The organism is Kitasatospora sp. cg17-2, from assembly GCF_054031055.1.
In genome coordinates, this window is sequence record NZ_CM132923.1 from 2,941,061 (window position 1) to 2,955,908 (window position 14,848).

General features: G+C 72.3%; 16 protein-coding genes. 10 read left to right on the plus strand and 6 right to left on the minus strand.

Features of this window, described 5'->3' with window-relative positions:
- Nucleotides 1-91: 91 nt before the first annotated feature.
- Together ACW14Y_RS11865 and ACW14Y_RS11870 are read left to right on the plus strand one after the other, a co-directional pair.
- Entirely contained in the window at nt 92-1,615 is a 1,524-nt protein-coding gene (locus ACW14Y_RS11865) for a carbohydrate binding domain-containing protein (protein ID WP_456986710.1), read from the plus strand.
- 167 nt (nt 1,616-1,782) lie between these two features.
- Nucleotides 1,783-3,189 (plus strand): SDR family NAD(P)-dependent oxidoreductase, encoded by a 1,407-nt coding sequence (locus tag ACW14Y_RS11870; RefSeq protein ID WP_456986711.1) that lies wholly within the window; start codon nt 1,783-1,785, stop codon nt 3,187-3,189.
- Nucleotides 3,190-3,204: 15 nt separating this feature from the next.
- Here the strand turns inward: ACW14Y_RS11870 and ACW14Y_RS11875 are convergent, their stop codons facing one another.
- Nucleotides 3,205-3,552, minus strand: coding sequence for a DUF6191 domain-containing protein (locus ACW14Y_RS11875; RefSeq protein ID WP_380386103.1), 348 nt, complete (start codon nt 3,550-3,552; stop codon nt 3,205-3,207).
- Nucleotides 3,553-3,657: 105 nt separating this feature from the next.
- Nucleotides 3,658-4,761, minus strand: a complete 1,104-nt coding sequence (locus ACW14Y_RS11880) for a restriction endonuclease (protein ID WP_402724628.1) — start codon at nt 4,759-4,761, stop codon at nt 3,658-3,660.
- A gap of 95 nt (nt 4,762-4,856) precedes the next feature.
- On the opposite strand from ACW14Y_RS11880, the gene ACW14Y_RS11885 reads away from it, so the two are divergent.
- On the plus strand, nt 4,857-5,702 hold the full coding sequence (locus ACW14Y_RS11885) for a hypothetical protein (RefSeq protein WP_456986712.1): 846 nt from the start codon (nt 4,857-4,859) through the stop codon (nt 5,700-5,702).
- Nucleotides 5,703-5,717: 15 nt separating this feature from the next.
- On the opposite strand, the gene ACW14Y_RS11890 is transcribed toward ACW14Y_RS11885, so the two are convergent.
- Entirely contained in the window at nt 5,718-6,164 is a 447-nt protein-coding gene (locus ACW14Y_RS11890; RefSeq protein WP_456986713.1) for a nitroreductase family deazaflavin-dependent oxidoreductase, read from the minus strand.
- 114 nt (nt 6,165-6,278) lie between these two features.
- Here ACW14Y_RS11890 and cutA point away from each other — a divergent pair, with 114 nt between their 5' ends.
- Nucleotides 6,279-6,611: a divalent-cation tolerance protein CutA gene (cutA, locus tag ACW14Y_RS11895; protein WP_456986714.1), complete on the plus strand. Its 333-nt coding sequence runs from the start codon at nt 6,279-6,281 to the stop codon at nt 6,609-6,611.
- A 54-nt stretch (nt 6,612-6,665) separates the two neighbouring features.
- On the opposite strand, the gene ACW14Y_RS11900 is transcribed toward cutA, so the two are convergent.
- Nucleotides 6,666-7,895: a GNAT family N-acetyltransferase gene (locus ACW14Y_RS11900; protein ID WP_380302035.1), complete on the minus strand. Its 1,230-nt coding sequence runs from the start codon at nt 7,893-7,895 to the stop codon at nt 6,666-6,668.
- Nucleotides 7,896-8,060: 165 nt separating this feature from the next.
- On the opposite strand from ACW14Y_RS11900, the gene ACW14Y_RS11905 reads away from it, so the two are divergent.
- Nucleotides 8,061-8,411: a DUF6247 family protein gene (locus ACW14Y_RS11905; RefSeq protein WP_456986715.1), complete on the plus strand. Its 351-nt coding sequence runs from the start codon at nt 8,061-8,063 to the stop codon at nt 8,409-8,411.
- Between the two features lie 121 nt (nt 8,412-8,532).
- On the opposite strand, the gene ACW14Y_RS11910 is transcribed toward ACW14Y_RS11905, so the two are convergent.
- Nucleotides 8,533-8,859, minus strand: coding sequence for a hypothetical protein (locus ACW14Y_RS11910; protein WP_375921615.1), 327 nt, complete (start codon nt 8,857-8,859; stop codon nt 8,533-8,535).
- 108 nt (nt 8,860-8,967) lie between these two features.
- Nucleotides 8,968-9,798, minus strand: coding sequence for an SDR family NAD(P)-dependent oxidoreductase (locus ACW14Y_RS11915; RefSeq protein ID WP_380437886.1), 831 nt, complete (start codon nt 9,796-9,798; stop codon nt 8,968-8,970).
- 151 nt (nt 9,799-9,949) lie between these two features.
- On the opposite strand from ACW14Y_RS11915, the gene ACW14Y_RS11920 reads away from it, so the two are divergent.
- From ACW14Y_RS11920 to ACW14Y_RS11940, 5 genes are all read left to right on the plus strand, one after another.
- Nucleotides 9,950-10,612: a TetR/AcrR family transcriptional regulator gene (locus tag ACW14Y_RS11920; RefSeq protein ID WP_456986716.1), complete on the plus strand. Its 663-nt coding sequence runs from the start codon at nt 9,950-9,952 to the stop codon at nt 10,610-10,612.
- A 472-nt stretch (nt 10,613-11,084) separates the two neighbouring features.
- A complete protein-coding gene (locus ACW14Y_RS11925) occupies nt 11,085-12,305 on the plus strand; it encodes a cytochrome P450 (RefSeq protein ID WP_380302046.1) in 1,221 nt (406 codons plus the stop codon).
- Between the two features lie 87 nt (nt 12,306-12,392).
- Nucleotides 12,393-13,553: a type III polyketide synthase gene (locus tag ACW14Y_RS11930; protein ID WP_380302041.1), complete on the plus strand. Its 1,161-nt coding sequence runs from the start codon at nt 12,393-12,395 to the stop codon at nt 13,551-13,553.
- Complete coding sequence (locus tag ACW14Y_RS11935) at nt 13,550-14,245, plus strand: NUDIX domain-containing protein (RefSeq protein WP_380302043.1); 696 nt, start codon at nt 13,550-13,552, stop codon at nt 14,243-14,245. Before ACW14Y_RS11930 ends, ACW14Y_RS11935 begins: the two co-directional genes overlap by 4 nt.
- 136 nt (nt 14,246-14,381) lie before the next feature.
- Nucleotides 14,382-14,804 carry an SHOCT domain-containing protein gene (locus tag ACW14Y_RS11940; protein WP_030391202.1) on the plus strand — a complete coding sequence of 141 codons (423 nt, stop codon included), beginning with the start codon at nt 14,382-14,384 and terminating at the stop codon, nt 14,802-14,804.
- The last annotated feature ends 44 nt before the right edge of the window (nt 14,805-14,848 follow it).

A 14,848-nucleotide genomic window follows, 5' to 3' on the forward strand; every position in this document is an offset into this window, starting at 1 on the left:
CCACCCGGACCACCTCCGCCGTCACCCGCCCCCGCGCCTCCTCCCCACCGCGCGAGGCCGGTGGCAGGCCTCGTTCCCGAGAGGCACCCCCATGCCACGCGCGCCCCACGACACCCCTGCCCGGCACCGCCGCCCGGCGGTCCGCACCAAGCTGCTCGGCCTCACCGCCGCCGTCGTCCTCGCCGGCGGCGGCCTGGCCACGGTCGCCGGGAACGCCGGCGCCGCCGACGGCAACCTGCTCGCCAACTCCGGGTTCGAGAGCGGCTCGCTCGGCCCGTGGAGCTGTTCCGGCAGCACCGGCAGCGTGGTCGGCTCCGGCGCCCACGGCGGCTCCTACGCGCTGAGCGGCGCCGTCGGCAGCTCCGACACCGCGCAGTGCGGCCAGAGCGTCGCCGTGAAGCCCAACACCACCTACACCCTGAGCGCCTGGGTCAAGGGCCAGTACGTGTACCTCGGCGCGACCGGCAGCGGGGTCACCGACCCGGCCGTCTGGACGCCCGGCGGCAGCGGCTGGCAGCAGCTCACCGCCGCCTTCACCACCGGCGCCGCCACCACCAGCGTCAACGTCTACCTGCACGGCTGGTACGGCCAGGGCGCCTACCTCGCCGACGACGTCACCCTGTCCGGCCCCGGCGGCAACCCGAGCACCCCGCCGCCCACCACCACCCCGCCGACCACGACGCCCCCGACCACCACCCCGCCCACGACCACGCCGCCCACCACCCCCGCGCCCAACGTGGCCCTCCCGGTGGCCCCGTACATCGACATGGGCGCCTGGCCCACCCCCTCGCTGCCCGCGATGGCCAAGTCCGGCAACCTCAAGGCCTTCACCATGGGCTTCGTCACCGCCGTCGGCTGCAAGGCCAGCTGGTTCAACGCCTACGACCCGCGCACCGGCTGGGCCAAGGACCAGATCGACGCGCTGCGCGCGGCCGGCGGCGACGTCAAGCTCTCCTTCGGCGGCGCCAGCGGCACCGAACTCGCCGCCGCCTGCACCACCGTCGACTCGCTGTTCGCCGAGTACGACGCCGTCGTGAAGGCGTACAACCTGCGCTACGTGGACTTCGACATCGAGGGCGCCGCGATCGCCGACACCGCCGCCAACGACCGCCGCTCGGCCGCACTCGCCAAGCTCCAGAAGGCCAACCCGGGCCTGAAGGTCTCCTTCACCCTGCCCGTCCTCCCGGAGGGCCTCACCACCGAGGGCGTCGCCATCGTCCGCTCGGCCCGCGACGCGGGTGTGGACGTCGACATCGTCAACATCATGGCGATGGACTACTACCGCTCCGGCGCGGACTACGGCGACGCCGCCGTCCAGGCCGCGCAGTCCCTGTACGGCCAGCTCAAGGCCTTGTACCCGGCCAAGAGCGACGCCCAGCTGTGGTCGGCGGTCGGCGTCACGCCGATGATCGGCGAGAACGACGACCACCAGATCTACAACCAGGCCGACGCCCAGCAGTTGGTCGCCTTCGCCCGCCAGCACCACCTCGGCGAACTGGCCTTCTGGGACGCCACCCGGGACGCCAACGCCTGCACCGGCGGCCTCTTCAAGTGCACCAACATCCCGCAGCAGCCGTACGAGTTCGCCAAGATCTTCGCCCAGTACACCGGCTGAGCAACCCCGGCCGAGCAATCCCACCGCGCCGGCGGCCCCACCCCTGGGGCCGTCGGCGCGGCGTTATTCGAGCGCGCGTTCGCCAGCGGTCCACTACAGTCCCCCCATCGCCGGAGCTGCCCGCGCGCGGCTCCGACGCAGGTGAACAGGCACACGAGGGGGCGGACATGACAGTCCGGGACGACACGGGCACCACGACCGGGGAGATCACCCCCGAGGAACTGGCCGCGTTCAGCCGCACCCTCGGCCGCCTGCGCGCACTGCCGATCGGCGACCGCACCCGGCTGCACGCCGAGCGGCAGCTCAGCTCCTTCCACCGCGAGAGCCGCAAGCAGCGCCGCCAGGAGGAGCGCGCCGAGATCCTGGCCGCCGACGCCGAGCTGCTCGCCGCCACCGCCACCGGCGCCCCGGACCGCCGTGAGGACGCCGCGCTCGCCCCTGTGCCCGTTCACCCCGCCGATGTCGGCCCCGCGCCCGTCGGCTCCGCGCCGCTCGGCGAGCTCCGCGGCGGCCGCCGCTGCTACGTCTGCAAGCAGCGGTACCGCGAGGTGGACGCGTTCTACCACATGCTCTGCCGCCCCTGCGCGGCCGACAACACCGCCCGCCGCGGACTCTCCACCGACCTCCGGGGCCGCCGCGCCCTGCTCACCGGCGGCCGGGTGAAGATCGGCTTCCAGCTGGCCCTGATGATGCTGCGCGACGGCGCCGAGCTGCTCGTCACCAGCCGCTTCCCGCAGGACACCGTGCGTCGCTTCCGGGCCGTCGAGGGCAGCGCCGCCTGGTGGGACCGGCTCACCGTCGTCGGCATCGACCTGCGCGACCCGCGCCAGGTCCTCGGCCTCACCGAGCAACTGCGCTCCGACGGGCGGCCGTTGGACATCCTGGTCAACAACGCCGCACAGACCCTGCGCCGCCCGCCGGAGTCCTACGCCCTGCTGGCCGCCGGCGAGCGGTCCGCCCTGCCCGCCGCCGACGCCGCGACAGTCACCCACGCACCCGGCTTCCGGCCGACGGCCGCGCTGGGCCCGTCACCGTCAACGCTCCCGATCCCGCTCGGGACCGACGAAGCGGGCCTGCTGCCGGACCTCGCGGACACCAACTCCTGGTCCGCACGTCTCGGTTCGCTCGACCCCACCGAGGTCCTGGAGGTCCAGCTGGTCAACGCGCTCGCCCCGGCCCTGCTCTGCGACCGGCTGCTGCCACTGCTGCTCGCCTCCCCGCACCCGCGCCGCTACATCGTCAACGTGACGGCGGTGGAGGGCCGCTTCGCCGTCCGCAACAAGACCGCCGGACACCCCCACACCAACATGGCCAAGGCCGCGCTCAACATGCTCACCCGCACCAGCGCGGAGGAACTCGCCACCCTGGGCGTGCACATGTGCGCGGTGGACACCGGCTGGATCACCGACGAGAACCCCGCTCCCAGGAAGGCCCGGATCGCCGCCACCGGCTTCCGCACCCCGCTCGACATCGTCGACGGCGCCGCCCGCGTCTACGACCCGGTCGTGCGCGGCGAGGCGGGCTCGCCGGTCTCGGGGGTCTTCCTCAAGGACTACCGCGAGGCTGCCTGGTGACCTGCCGGCCCGGGACTACCCACCGGCGGTCCCGGAGCGAGGGAACGCGGGCAGTTCCTCGGCCGACTCCCCCTCCGCCCGCTTGCGGATCACCACCGCCGTGCCCGCGTCCAGGTCGATGCCGTGGCCGGGCGGGGCGGTCGCGTGGTCGTCGTCGCGCAGGACGAGCCGCGCCTGGCGCTGCTCGATCTGGACGCGCTTGCCCGCGTGGAACAGGGCGTGCAGTTCCTCGAACACCGACATGCCGAAGCCGCCGGAGGATCCCGATCCGGCCTCCGGCCCGCCGTTGCGTCGATTGCTCACCACCGCCGCCAGGGCGAACAGCCCGGTCGCCAGGGCCGCCGCCAGCATGACCACTGCCACCACCACCGTCATGCCGTTCGAACGACCGGGTCACACAGGATCGTTCCGACGCCCGCCGCGCGGGAAGTCGGCAAGGTCGACTTCCCGCGCGGCGGACGGCCGCGGTCACTGCCCCGCAGCCACCGCTTCCTCGTCCGCGACCTCCAGCCCGTACGCCACGACCGCCTGCCGCAGGCCGCCCGGGTAGCCCGCCAGCGCCGGGGTGAAGTCCCAGTCCCCGGCCTCGTCGCGGTCGAAACGGCCGAGCCGCATCGCGATGTTGGTCTCCGCCCCGTCCGCGAGGTGGACGACGGCCGGGTCCTGGTCGGCGCCCGCCTCAAGGATCAGTGCCGGTCCGGCGAACCCGCCCATGGTGGCCCCGGGGTGGTTCTCGGTATCGGCGGCGGCGATGACGACCAGCCGGTCCGCCTCGGCGGGCAGCGCCTCGAAGTCCACCATCAGGCAGGCATTGGCGTCCTCGTAGCCGGTCACGAGCCGGACCGAACCGTCCGGCGTGGAGGCGTTGTTGTAGAAGACGAGGTGGTCGTCGGAGAGCGCGCGATTGCCCTCGCAGACCAGGGCGGCGATGTCGTACTCCTCCTCCCCCGTCCAGTGCAGCAGGAGCCGGGCGGGCTCGGCGGCCACGTCGATCGCGGGCGCGTCACCGCCCGACCCGCCGGCCGCATCCTCCGCGGCGCTCGCGTAGGCGGGCGCGAACATCTCGTGGAAGCCGTGGTGCTTGAGCAGACCGACCAGCTCGGAGCCGTTGATCAGCGTGATCGGCTTGCCGGAGACGAACTGGTGCGAACTGGGCCCGAACTTGCTGGTGGTGACGAGCACGGCCTTGGTGGCCGCCCGGTCGTGCTGGAGCGTGCCGAAGAGGTCCCGCACGACCGACGGGGTCACCGTGTCCCGGTAGCGCTTGACCTGCACGATCACGTTCCCGCCCCGGAACGGATCACTGTCGAGGCCGCGCACGTCCACCCCGCCGTCCTTCGACCGGGCGGTCAGCTCGACCTTCATGCCCATCGACTCCATCAGCCGGGCTATCAGCCGCTCGAACTCGATCGGGTCCATCTCCAGCAGGAGTTGGAGCTCGCGCACCCGCCGCGCCATCCGGCCCCGGTTCGCGTTGGTGTCGTCGCGGAGGTGCCGGAACAGCATCCGCTGGGCCCGGCGCTCGTTGGCGTCGGGATTGCTGAGACGGTGGAGCTTGCGGCTCCGGGACATAGGAACTCCCTCGAACGCACAGGTCTGACGTTTCGTCAGGTGCGTGTCAGAAATGGCGACTTCAGGACGGCTTGGGCACATCCCCCGCTGGGTAAGTGAGTAGGTTACCGCCGTACGCGGACTCTGTCGTTCGGATCGGCACCGGCAAATCCACCCGATCGCCCGCGCGCGCGTTCGGCCCGCTGCGCGCGGACATGGTCCTGGCTTACGCCCAGCACGCCCAGCAGGGCCAGGGCGATGAGTTCCAGAGGACGGCGGCGCGCATCCGCCAGTACGGTTACGGCAGTGCGCTCACCACACACCACTTCGGCCCCGCGGGGGTGCGTGCCTCCCGCGTCTACGATCTCCTGCAGACCGGTGCGGTAACCCGGCGACGCCCTGACATAGGGCCGGACATGGTCGAAATGCCTCCCGCTGCCCGTAGCGCCGCCCTCATGGCCCTGGCTGTTGTCGCGCAGCGGCGCGTCCTCGACCACCGCCTCCACCTGGTGGGCGACCTCCCTGAAGCGAATCACGCCACCGCCTTCGCCGTTCACCGCGACCTGGAGGACGTCGGCATCGACCTCTCGCCGGTGCCGCTCGACGAGATTCTCGACTTCAAGGACCGGTACGGTGACGACTACAAGAGGTACGCGCGTGAGCTGCGCGTCTTCGTCCGGGCGCTCGAAGGGACCGACCATCCGGCGGCCCGAAAGCAGCTGTTGAACGATCGCAAGGAATCGCTCGCCGACCAGGCCGCCGCACTCCGCCGGGCCCGTCGCGCCTGGGGCCGCCCCCTGGCATCGCTCGCCCTCGCCGGCATGGGCGCAGCCTGGACCCTGCACCAACCCGATCTCGTGGGGGCACTCATCAACCTGTCCCAAGCAGCCTCGGGATTCACGGCGCCGCCCAGGCAGCACACCCCCTTCACCTACCTCCTCGAAGCGCGCCGCCTGAAGTGACCCTGGAGCCCGGACCTACCCGCGCCCCGGCTCCAGCACGAAGACGGGGATCACTCGGTCGGTCTTCTCCTGGTACTCGGCGTACGCCGGATACGCGGCGACCGCGCGCTCCCACCACTCGGCCCGCTCGGCCCCGGTGACCTCGCGGGCCGTCATCTCCTGCCGCACGGGCCCGTCCTGGAGGTCCACGTGCGGGTCGGACTTGAGGTTGAAGTACCAGACCGGGTGCTCCGGGAAGCCGCCCTTCGAGGCCACGGCCGCGTACCGCCCCTCGTGCTCCACCCGCATCACCGGGATCTTGCGGATCTTGCCGCTCCTCGCGCCGCGCATCGTGACGATGACGACCGGCAGTCCGGTGTCCCAGAGCGTCGTGCCCTGTGTGCCGCCCGAGCTCTCGTACAGCTCGACCTGGTCGCGGATCCACTGCGCCGGACTCGGCTCGTACTCGCCCTCAAGAGGCATCGCGTTCACTCCCTCGTCGCGTCGTGAAGAAGGGACGTCCCGGGCGGGAAGCCTATCGAGCGCGAGGCTCCGCCGCCCCCTCGGCGCGCAGCTCCGTGACTAGGCTCTCCCGTCATGGCGACGAACGACAGTGAGCTTCTCGTGGTGACCACGACCCACGACGACGAGGCCAAGGCCCGCACCCTGGCCGCGGACGTCGTGCGGGCGCGACTGGCCGCCTGTGCGCAGGTGTACCGGATCCAGTCCGTGTACTGGTGGGACGGCGAGGTCCAGGACGCGGCGGAGTGGCGGACCGACTTCAAGACGCGCGCCGAACTGGCGGACGCACTGGTGGGGTTCATCGGCGAGCGGCACGACTACGACACCCCGGAGGTGATCGCGGTCCCGGTGGTGGCGGGCAGCGCCGGATATCTGGAGTGGGTGCGCGCCGAGACGGCCCAGGGGTGAGCGGAGCGCGGGAGGTCGGCGGATCCGACGTCCCGCGCTCCCCGATCCCCCCGGTCAGAACCAGTGCAGGCAGTGCGGGGGCTGCTCGGTGCGGAAGAGGGTGTCCGCCACGGCCGCCGCACCCGGGCGGTGGGCCTCGATCCGGCCGGCGCGGACCAGGGTGCTCGGGGTGGTGCCGCCGAGGTAGATCGAGCCGAGGTCGCTGACGTCCAGCGTCAGGTCCGGCTCCCGCTCGGTCTCCACGCACTCCGCCTTGCCGTCCCGGACGGTCAGCAGCCAGCGGTTGCGTTCGCCCAGGAAGACGTCGTCGACGTCGATCACCAGCTCCCCGTCCGCGTACCAGCCGCGGGCGGCCAGGGCGCGCGGCACGTCCAGCAGCCGCACCCAGAGCCAGTCCTCCTCGGCGCTGGTCTCGCCGCTGCGGATGTCCTCCAGCTGCCACCGCAGCGGGTGCCAGGAGGGGATGTGCTTGAAGACGATCTGGCCGATCAGGTCGTGGCCGAGCACCGTCCGGGCCAGGGTCGTGAACACCACGTCGTCGAGGGCGATGACCTCGTCCACGGTCAGCGTGCTCGTCTTGTTCACGCGGTCGAACTCGCCGAGCGCGTAGCTGGCGTAGCCGTCCGGGACGCCGTCGGCGTCGCGGTGCAGCACGATGTAGCGCGGTGCCGGGGAGATGGGGGCCTGCCCGCCCCGCAGGGCCCACCAGCGGTGCGGGCGGGAGATCGCCCCGGGCTGGGCGAGGCGGTAGCGGTCGTAGACGGCCTCCAGGATCTCCTGGCAGTCGTCGCTCCGCAGCAGCTCGACCGAGCCGGTGTCCTCGCCGCCCGCCCTCGGGGCGATGAGCTCGGCCCGCTTGCGCGGCACGGTCAGCCGGTTGGTCCACGTGGCCGGGCCGTAGCCGAAGCGGCGGTAGATCACGGCCTCGGAGGCCAGCAGCACCGACAGGAACTCGCCCCGCTCCCGGACGTCCGCGAGCTGACGCCGCATCATCGCGGTGAGTGCGCCCCGGCGTCGGTGCGTGGGCGCCACGCCGACGGCGGTGACTCCGGAGACCGGGACGACGGCGCCACCGGGCAGGGTCAGCTCGAAGGTGTACGCGGCGGCGGTACCGACGGGCCGCCCGTCCTCCGCCACGGCGAACAGTCCTCGGTCCATCTCGAACGCCGACCACCAGGCCCCGCCGCCGTCCTCGGTGGTGGTTCCGGGGAACAGCCCGAAGGCCGAGTGCATGGTGGCGATGAACTTCTCGCGGTCCTGCTCGCTCGTGGCACGGATCTCCATCGGTACTGCGGCCTCCCCGGCTCGTCCGCACCACCTCCCGTGGCGCCCAGCCACAGTGCATCCGCCCCGACTACCCAGGTCAAGCGAATTACCCCCGCGGCATCGCCCACCTCCCCGGTCCGGCCGATACCGAATAGCCTCACTCCAGGAGAGAGCAGTGCTGCTATGAGCCGGCCCGTCCACGAGGGCATCGAGCTGATCCCTCGACCCCAGCAGAACCCGGCAGCGCTCAGGGCCGCACTGACCGTGGCTGCCGCAGACCGCCTTCCGGAAATGTTCGACGGACAGGACGAGGCAATGGCCGAGGCCGTCGCAACCGGAAGCGTTCAGCCGCTCCGCTCGTTCGTGGCGCACTGGTCAGCGATCGTGGAGATCGAACGACATCCGGCCGCCGCCCGGGTGTACCACCAGGCGAATCAACTCGCGAACCACGCCGCGACCCTTGCCGCGCGCCGGGAACACGCCACCACCGTTGCCGAGTTCTACCGCGCCGCCTACGCGGCGGTGAACGCGTGACCTGGCACTCCGGTTCGGCGCGGCCCGTACAACCAAGGGTCGGACGGGGTGGGCGTCGACGTGCGTGTGGCCGGCCCTCGGCCTGGCGGGGTCGGCAGGCCGAGGGGCGGGGCGGGGTCGGTCAGCTGAAGATCACCGAGCGGAGCTTCAGACGGTTGCCGAGCTTCTTGCCCGGGTTCATGACGTAGTAGGTGTCGCCGTCGCAGTTGAAGTCGAGGAAGACCGTGGCCGTGGACGTGGTGAAGTTCTCCGGCGCGAAGGCCGGGTGGTCCTCGGTGGCTCCGAACAGGTTGATGCACTCGCGGCTCCTGGGGTCGGCGAGCCCGGCCGGGACGCCGGGGCCGACCTTGTAGAGGAAGTCGCCGGTGGCGGCCTGGGCGGAGGTCGGTACGGCAAGGGTGATCAGCAGGGCCCCGGCGGCGGCGACCAGGGAGTTGCGAAGGCGCATGGTGGTTCCTCGGGCTCAGCGGTGTCGGAACGTCCGACGCCGCGTCGATTCCCCTCCGCGCACCCGGGCAACGGCCGTGCACCCGATCGAGGGAGGAAGATCACCCGTTCAGGCCACCCGCTCACCGCTCGGGTTGCGGCTTCCGCCCGCCATGGCGTCGCGGACGCCGCGCGAGAGGCGTTCGGCTATCGCGGCGACCAGGGTGCGCGGGCGGCGCGGGGTGAGGTGGGCGCTGAGCTGGTTGGCGAGGCCCGGGACGACGTAGGCGCGATCGGCGTCGAGCGCCCGCAGGGCCGCCCGGACGACCGGCCCGACCGTCGCGAAGCTGCCCGTGACGGCGGCCTTCCGGGTCCCGATGACGTTGAAGAACTCGGTCTCCACCGGCCCGGGGCAGAACGCCAGGACGCGGATGCCGCGCCGCCGGTACTCCTGGCGCAGCGCGAGGCTGAAGTTGAGCACGAAGGTCTTCGAGGCGCCGTAGACGGCGAGGTACGGGGTGGGCTGGAAGCTCGCCGTCGAGGACACGTTGATCACCGACCCCTGGCCGCGCGCGAGCATGCCGGGCAGCAGCTCGTGGGTGAGGTCGACGAGGGCGACCACGTTGACCATCAGCTGGTCGTGGTCGCGCTGCCCGTCGATGGTCTCGAACGGGCCGCAGGTACCGAAGCCGGCGTTGTTGACCAGGAGGTCGACGGCGAGGCCCCGGTCGGCGAGTTCGGCGCCGACGCGGCGGGCGGCGTCGGGGGCGGAGAGGTCCTGGACCAGGACGTGGGCGGTGATGCCGTGGGCCTCGCCGAGCCGCTTGGCGAGGTCGTGCAGGCGGTCGGCGGAGCGGGCGACCAGGACGAGGTCGTGGCCGCGCGCGGCGAGCTGGGCGGCGAACTCGGCACCGAGGCCGGAGGAGGCGCCGGTGATCAGAGCGGTGGTGGCGGTGCGCACGGTAGTGCTCCCTTGTCTCTCGATCTGTGACACGATCTGCAACACGAGAGTATCGGATAATCGGTGATCTGCGACACCTCTGTTTCAGTTAGTGGGCGAGCCGATCCCCCGCTGTACCGTTCCCGGGTACGGCAGAGCTGGAGGCACACACATGAACCGCACGCCCGGGCGCCCGCTGCGCGCCGACGCCGAACGCAGCGTCCGCGCGATCCTCGCGGCGGCCGAACGCGTCCTGGCCGAGCACCCGGGCGCGACCGTGGAGCAGATCGCGGAGGCCGCCGGCGTCACCCGCACCACCGTCCACCGCCGCTTCGCCAACCGGCAGGCCCTGATCGACGCGCTGGCGGTGGAGGCCGCGGCCAAGCTCGCCGAGGCGATCGAGGACGGGCACCCGGAGACCGCGCCGCCGCTGGTCGCACTGCACCGGGCGACGGCCAATGTGCTGCGGGTGAAGGCCGCCTGGGGCTTCGCCCTCGGACCGGCGGCCGCCGGGAGCGAGCCGGCCGCCCGGATCCACGAGGAGATCGCCCGCCGCTGCGTCGAACTGCTCGGCCGGATCCAGGAGCAGGGGGTGATCGCCGCGGACGCCGACCTGGAGTGGGTGCGACGGGTCTACTACGCGCTCATCGGCGAGGTCCTGCACGGGGAACCGACCCACCCCTGCACTCCGGCCACCGTCGGAGCGGCCGCCACAGGAACGATCACCGCCGGAACGACCACCGCCGGAACGGCCACCGCCCTCGACCCGGACGCCCTGGCGGCCCGGATCGTGGACACCGTGCTCCACGGCGTCGGGCCGCGCCCGGCGGGCTGACAACACCGCCGCGCGCGGCCCGGACTCCGCGCCCCCGCCCCGCCCCCGACCCCGGATCAGAGATCGATCCGAACCTCCGCATCCGGCCGCCAGAACGCCCGGCGCCGCGCGCTCGCCGCCCCGCCGATCTCGTTCCCGGACGGGTCGACGTCGTCGCACCGCCGCATTCGTCGTCCTCGCCGGAGACCTCCGCCGCGGACGCGCGTTGCCCCGGGGGTGATCGGACCGGGCGAGACCGACAAGGCTGTTGGTCGTACCGGCGATGCCCAGGAGCGCGACGGCGGCATCAAGGCGTCTCCCCCACCGGGCGGAGGCCGTTCCGCGCATCCCCAACTCGCCCATATCGCATGACAATCGTCTATCTCCCTCGATCGAGGGAAAGATCGCCCATGACGCCATTTTCGCCGCCGGATGGGGGAACATCAGCACGTCCGCGCCCGAACGATCCCGGTCGGGCGGCAGAAACCGGCCCCTGGATCAGCCCGTGACTCCCTCCTCCGCATCCGTGTGGGACTGCCCCTTCAACCACACCGACGGCCTGGAGTTCGACCCCCTCCTCAAGCGACTGCTCACCGAGGAGCCGATCGCCAGAATCCGCCTGCCGCACGGCGAGGGCGAGGCCTGGCTGGCCACCCGCTACGAGGACGTCCGCGTGGTCACCACCGACCGCCGGTTCAGCCGCGCCGCGGGCATCGGCCGGGACCTGCCCCGGATGACGCCCGCCCCGATCGCCCAGGTCGAGTCCATCAACCTGATGGACCCGCCGGCCCACAACCGGCTGCGCCGCCTCGTCGCCCAGGGGTTCACCAACCGCCAGGTCGAGCGGATGCGCGCGCACACCCAGCGCGTCGTCGACGGCTACCTCGACGAGATGACCGAGCACGGCGCCCCCGCGGACCTCGTCTCCCACCTCTCCGCCCGGCTCCCGCTCACCACCATCTGCGAACTGCTCGACATCCCCACCGAGGACCGCACCGAACTCCGCGGCCACGCCGTCGCGATGATGGCGATGGGGCCGAACAGCGGCGCCGGCCAGGTCAACGCCAAGACCGCGCTGCGCGCCTACTTCGCCGAGCTCACCGCCGCCCGCCGCCGCGACCCCGGCGAGGACCTCATCAGCGCCCTCGCCACCGCCCGCGACGGCGCCGAGCTGCTGGACGACGACGAACTCGCCGTGATGGCCATGGTCCTGCTGGTCACCGGCCACGACACCAGCACCTACGAGCTGTCCAACATCACCTACACCCTGCTCACCCACCCCGAGCAGCTCGCCAAGCTGCGCGCCCAGCCCGAGATGCTGCCGCGCGCCCTGGAGGAGCTGCTCCGCTTCATCCCGTTCCGCCAGGGCGTGGGCATCGCCCGGGTCGCCACCGAGGACGTCGAGCTCGGCGGCGTGCTGATCCGGGCCGGCGAGCCGGTGCACGTCTCCTACCTGGCCGCCAACCGCGACCCGGCGGTGTACGAGCGGCCCGACGAGCTCGACCTCGACCGGGGCGCGCCCACCCACATGACCTTCGGCTACGGCACCCACCACTGCCTCGGCTCCCATCTGGCCCGGATGGAGCTCCAGGTGGCCGTCGGCACCCTGCTGAACCGGTTCCCGGGGCTCCGGCTCGCCGTGCCGCCGGAGGCACTGGACTGGCGGACCGGCTCGATCTGGCGCTACCCGCGGACCCTGCCCGTCGCCTGGTGACGACCGCCCCCAGCCGCAGGCCACCTGTCCGCAGGAGCCTGCCAACAGGCCCTGCCCCCAGGCCACCTGCCCATCGGAGATCCCGCCATGCCCACACTCTGCCGCCCCGCCGTCGCCGTCCCCGAGCACGTCATCACGCTCGACCAGACCCTCGACCTGGCGCGCACCCTGCACGCCGACCATCCGCAACTCGGGCTCGCCCTGCGGCTGATCGAGAACACCGGGGTGCGGACCAGGCACCTGGTCCAGCCCATCGAGGAGACCCTCCGGCACCCCGGTTTCACCGCGCGCAACGCCGTCTACGAGCGGGAGGCCAAACGCCGCGTCCCGGAGGTGGTCGAGCGCGCCCTCGACCACGCCGACCTCACGGCCCAGGACATCGACCTCATCCTCTACGTGTCCTGCACCGGCTTCATGATGCCCTCGCTCACCGCCTGGCTGATCAACAGCATGGGGTTCCGCTCCGACACCCGCCAGCTGCCGATCGCCCAGCTCGGCTGCGCGGCCGGCGGCGCCGCCGTCAACCGGGCGCACGACTTCTGCCGTGCCTACCCGGGCGCCAATGTGCTCATCGTCGCCTGCGAGTTCTGCTCGCTCTGCTACCAGCCCACCGACCTCGGCGTCGGCTCGCTGCTCTCCAACGGGCTGTTCGGCGACGCGATCGCCGCCGTCGTCCTGCGCGGCCACGGCGGCACCGGCGTCCACCTGGAGCGGAACGGCTCGCACCTCGTCCCGGACACCGAGCACTGGATCTCCTACGGGGTCAAGGACACCGGCTTCCACTTCCAGCTCGACAAGCGCGTGCCCGGCACCATGGAGATGCTCGCCCCCGCCCTGCGGGCCCTGGCCACCGACCACGCCTGGGACGTCTCCGGCCTCGGCTTCTACATCGTGCACGCGGGCGGCCCGCGGATCCTCGACGACCTCTGCACCTTCCTCAACCTGGAGCCGGCCGCGTTCCGGTTCTCCCGTGCCACCCTCACCGAGCGCGGCAACATCGCCAGCGCCGTGGTCTTCGACGCGCTGGCCCGGATGTTCGAGGAGGGCGGGGTCGAGGACGGCACCCAGGGGTTGATCGCGGGCTTCGGTCCGGGCATCACCGCCGAGATCTCGCTCGGCAGTTGGGTGCGGCAGCCGGTGGAGGCGAAGGTCCCGCGCCGGCCCCGGGCGATCGACGCCGCGGAGCTGACCCTGGCTCACCAGACCACCCCCCTGCTGCGTCCGGCCGGGACTACGATCACCGAATGACCGATACCACCGATGCCAGCCATGCCACCGATGCGGCCGGGACGGCCGCTGCCACCGCTGCCGCCGATGTGGCCGCTGTCACCGATACGGCCGGGGCGACCGGGGCGCCGTTGATCCCCAGACCGCCCCGGCCCGGTGACGCGTCCCGGGCCGCCGAGCTGGCCGCGCTCTTCCCCGCCCTGCACGCCCCGCAGTACTGGACCTGGGGCCGCTACGACGCGCAGTTCTCGACCGTCCTGCCGCCGGACGAGCTGGTCACCAACATCCACCTGGTGGGGTTCACCGACGGCGACCGGGTGGTGCTCTGCCGCGACGACCGGAACCACTGGTTCCTCCCCGGCGGCACCCGCGAGCACAACGAGTCCGTGGACTCCTGCCTGGTCCGCGAGCTGCGCGAGGAGGCCGGCGCCCGGCTGCTCGGCGACCCGGTCTGGCTGGGCGCGCACCGCTGCGTGACCGACGACCCGGTGCCCTACCGGCCGTGGCAGCCGCACCCGGAGAAGGCCTGGCTCTGGGGCTGGGCCGACGTGGCGGTGGACTCGGTCCCGACCAACCCGGACGACGGCGAGCAGGTCGTCGAGGTGCGGGCGGTGGAGCCGGACGAGGCCCGGCGGCTGCTGCTGGACGGCCACGAGGCCTGGTGGGGCGAGCTGATCGCGCTGGCCGTGGAGCTGCGGTCGCGACCGCGCTGAGCCAGGCCGGAAGGCCACCGGACCGGGTCCGAAGGGTCACCGGAATGGCCCAGTACGGCAGCATGGCGCCCGATTCGCGGTGATATGACTCGAAGGGACTCGGGTCCCCCTCGGGCCCGCACCGACGGGAGCCGTCATGGACAACTACCCGCTGCTCAACATCTTCTGGACGATGCTGGAGCTGTTCCTCTGGATCCTCTGGTTCTTCCTGCTGTTCAAGATCATCACGGACATCTTCCGCAGCCACGACATGGGCGGCTGGGCCAAGGCCGGCTGGATGATCCTGGTGATCCTGCTGCCACTGATCGGCGTGCTGGTGTACGTGATCGTGCGCGGCAAGAGCATGGGGGAACGCGATGTCGCCCAGGCCCAGAAGGCCGACGCCGCGTTCAAGGCGTACATCCGGGACGCGGCCGGCACCCCCGGCGAGGGCGGCACCGGAGAGGCGGGCACGGGCCGCAGCCACGTCGACGACCTGGCGAAACTCGCCGCGCTCAAGGCCGACGGGTCCATCACCGAGGAGGAGTACCAGCGGGCCAAGGACAAGCTGCTGGTCTGACCCCGGTACGGCCGTGGCGGCCGGTGGACACGCGTCCACCGGCC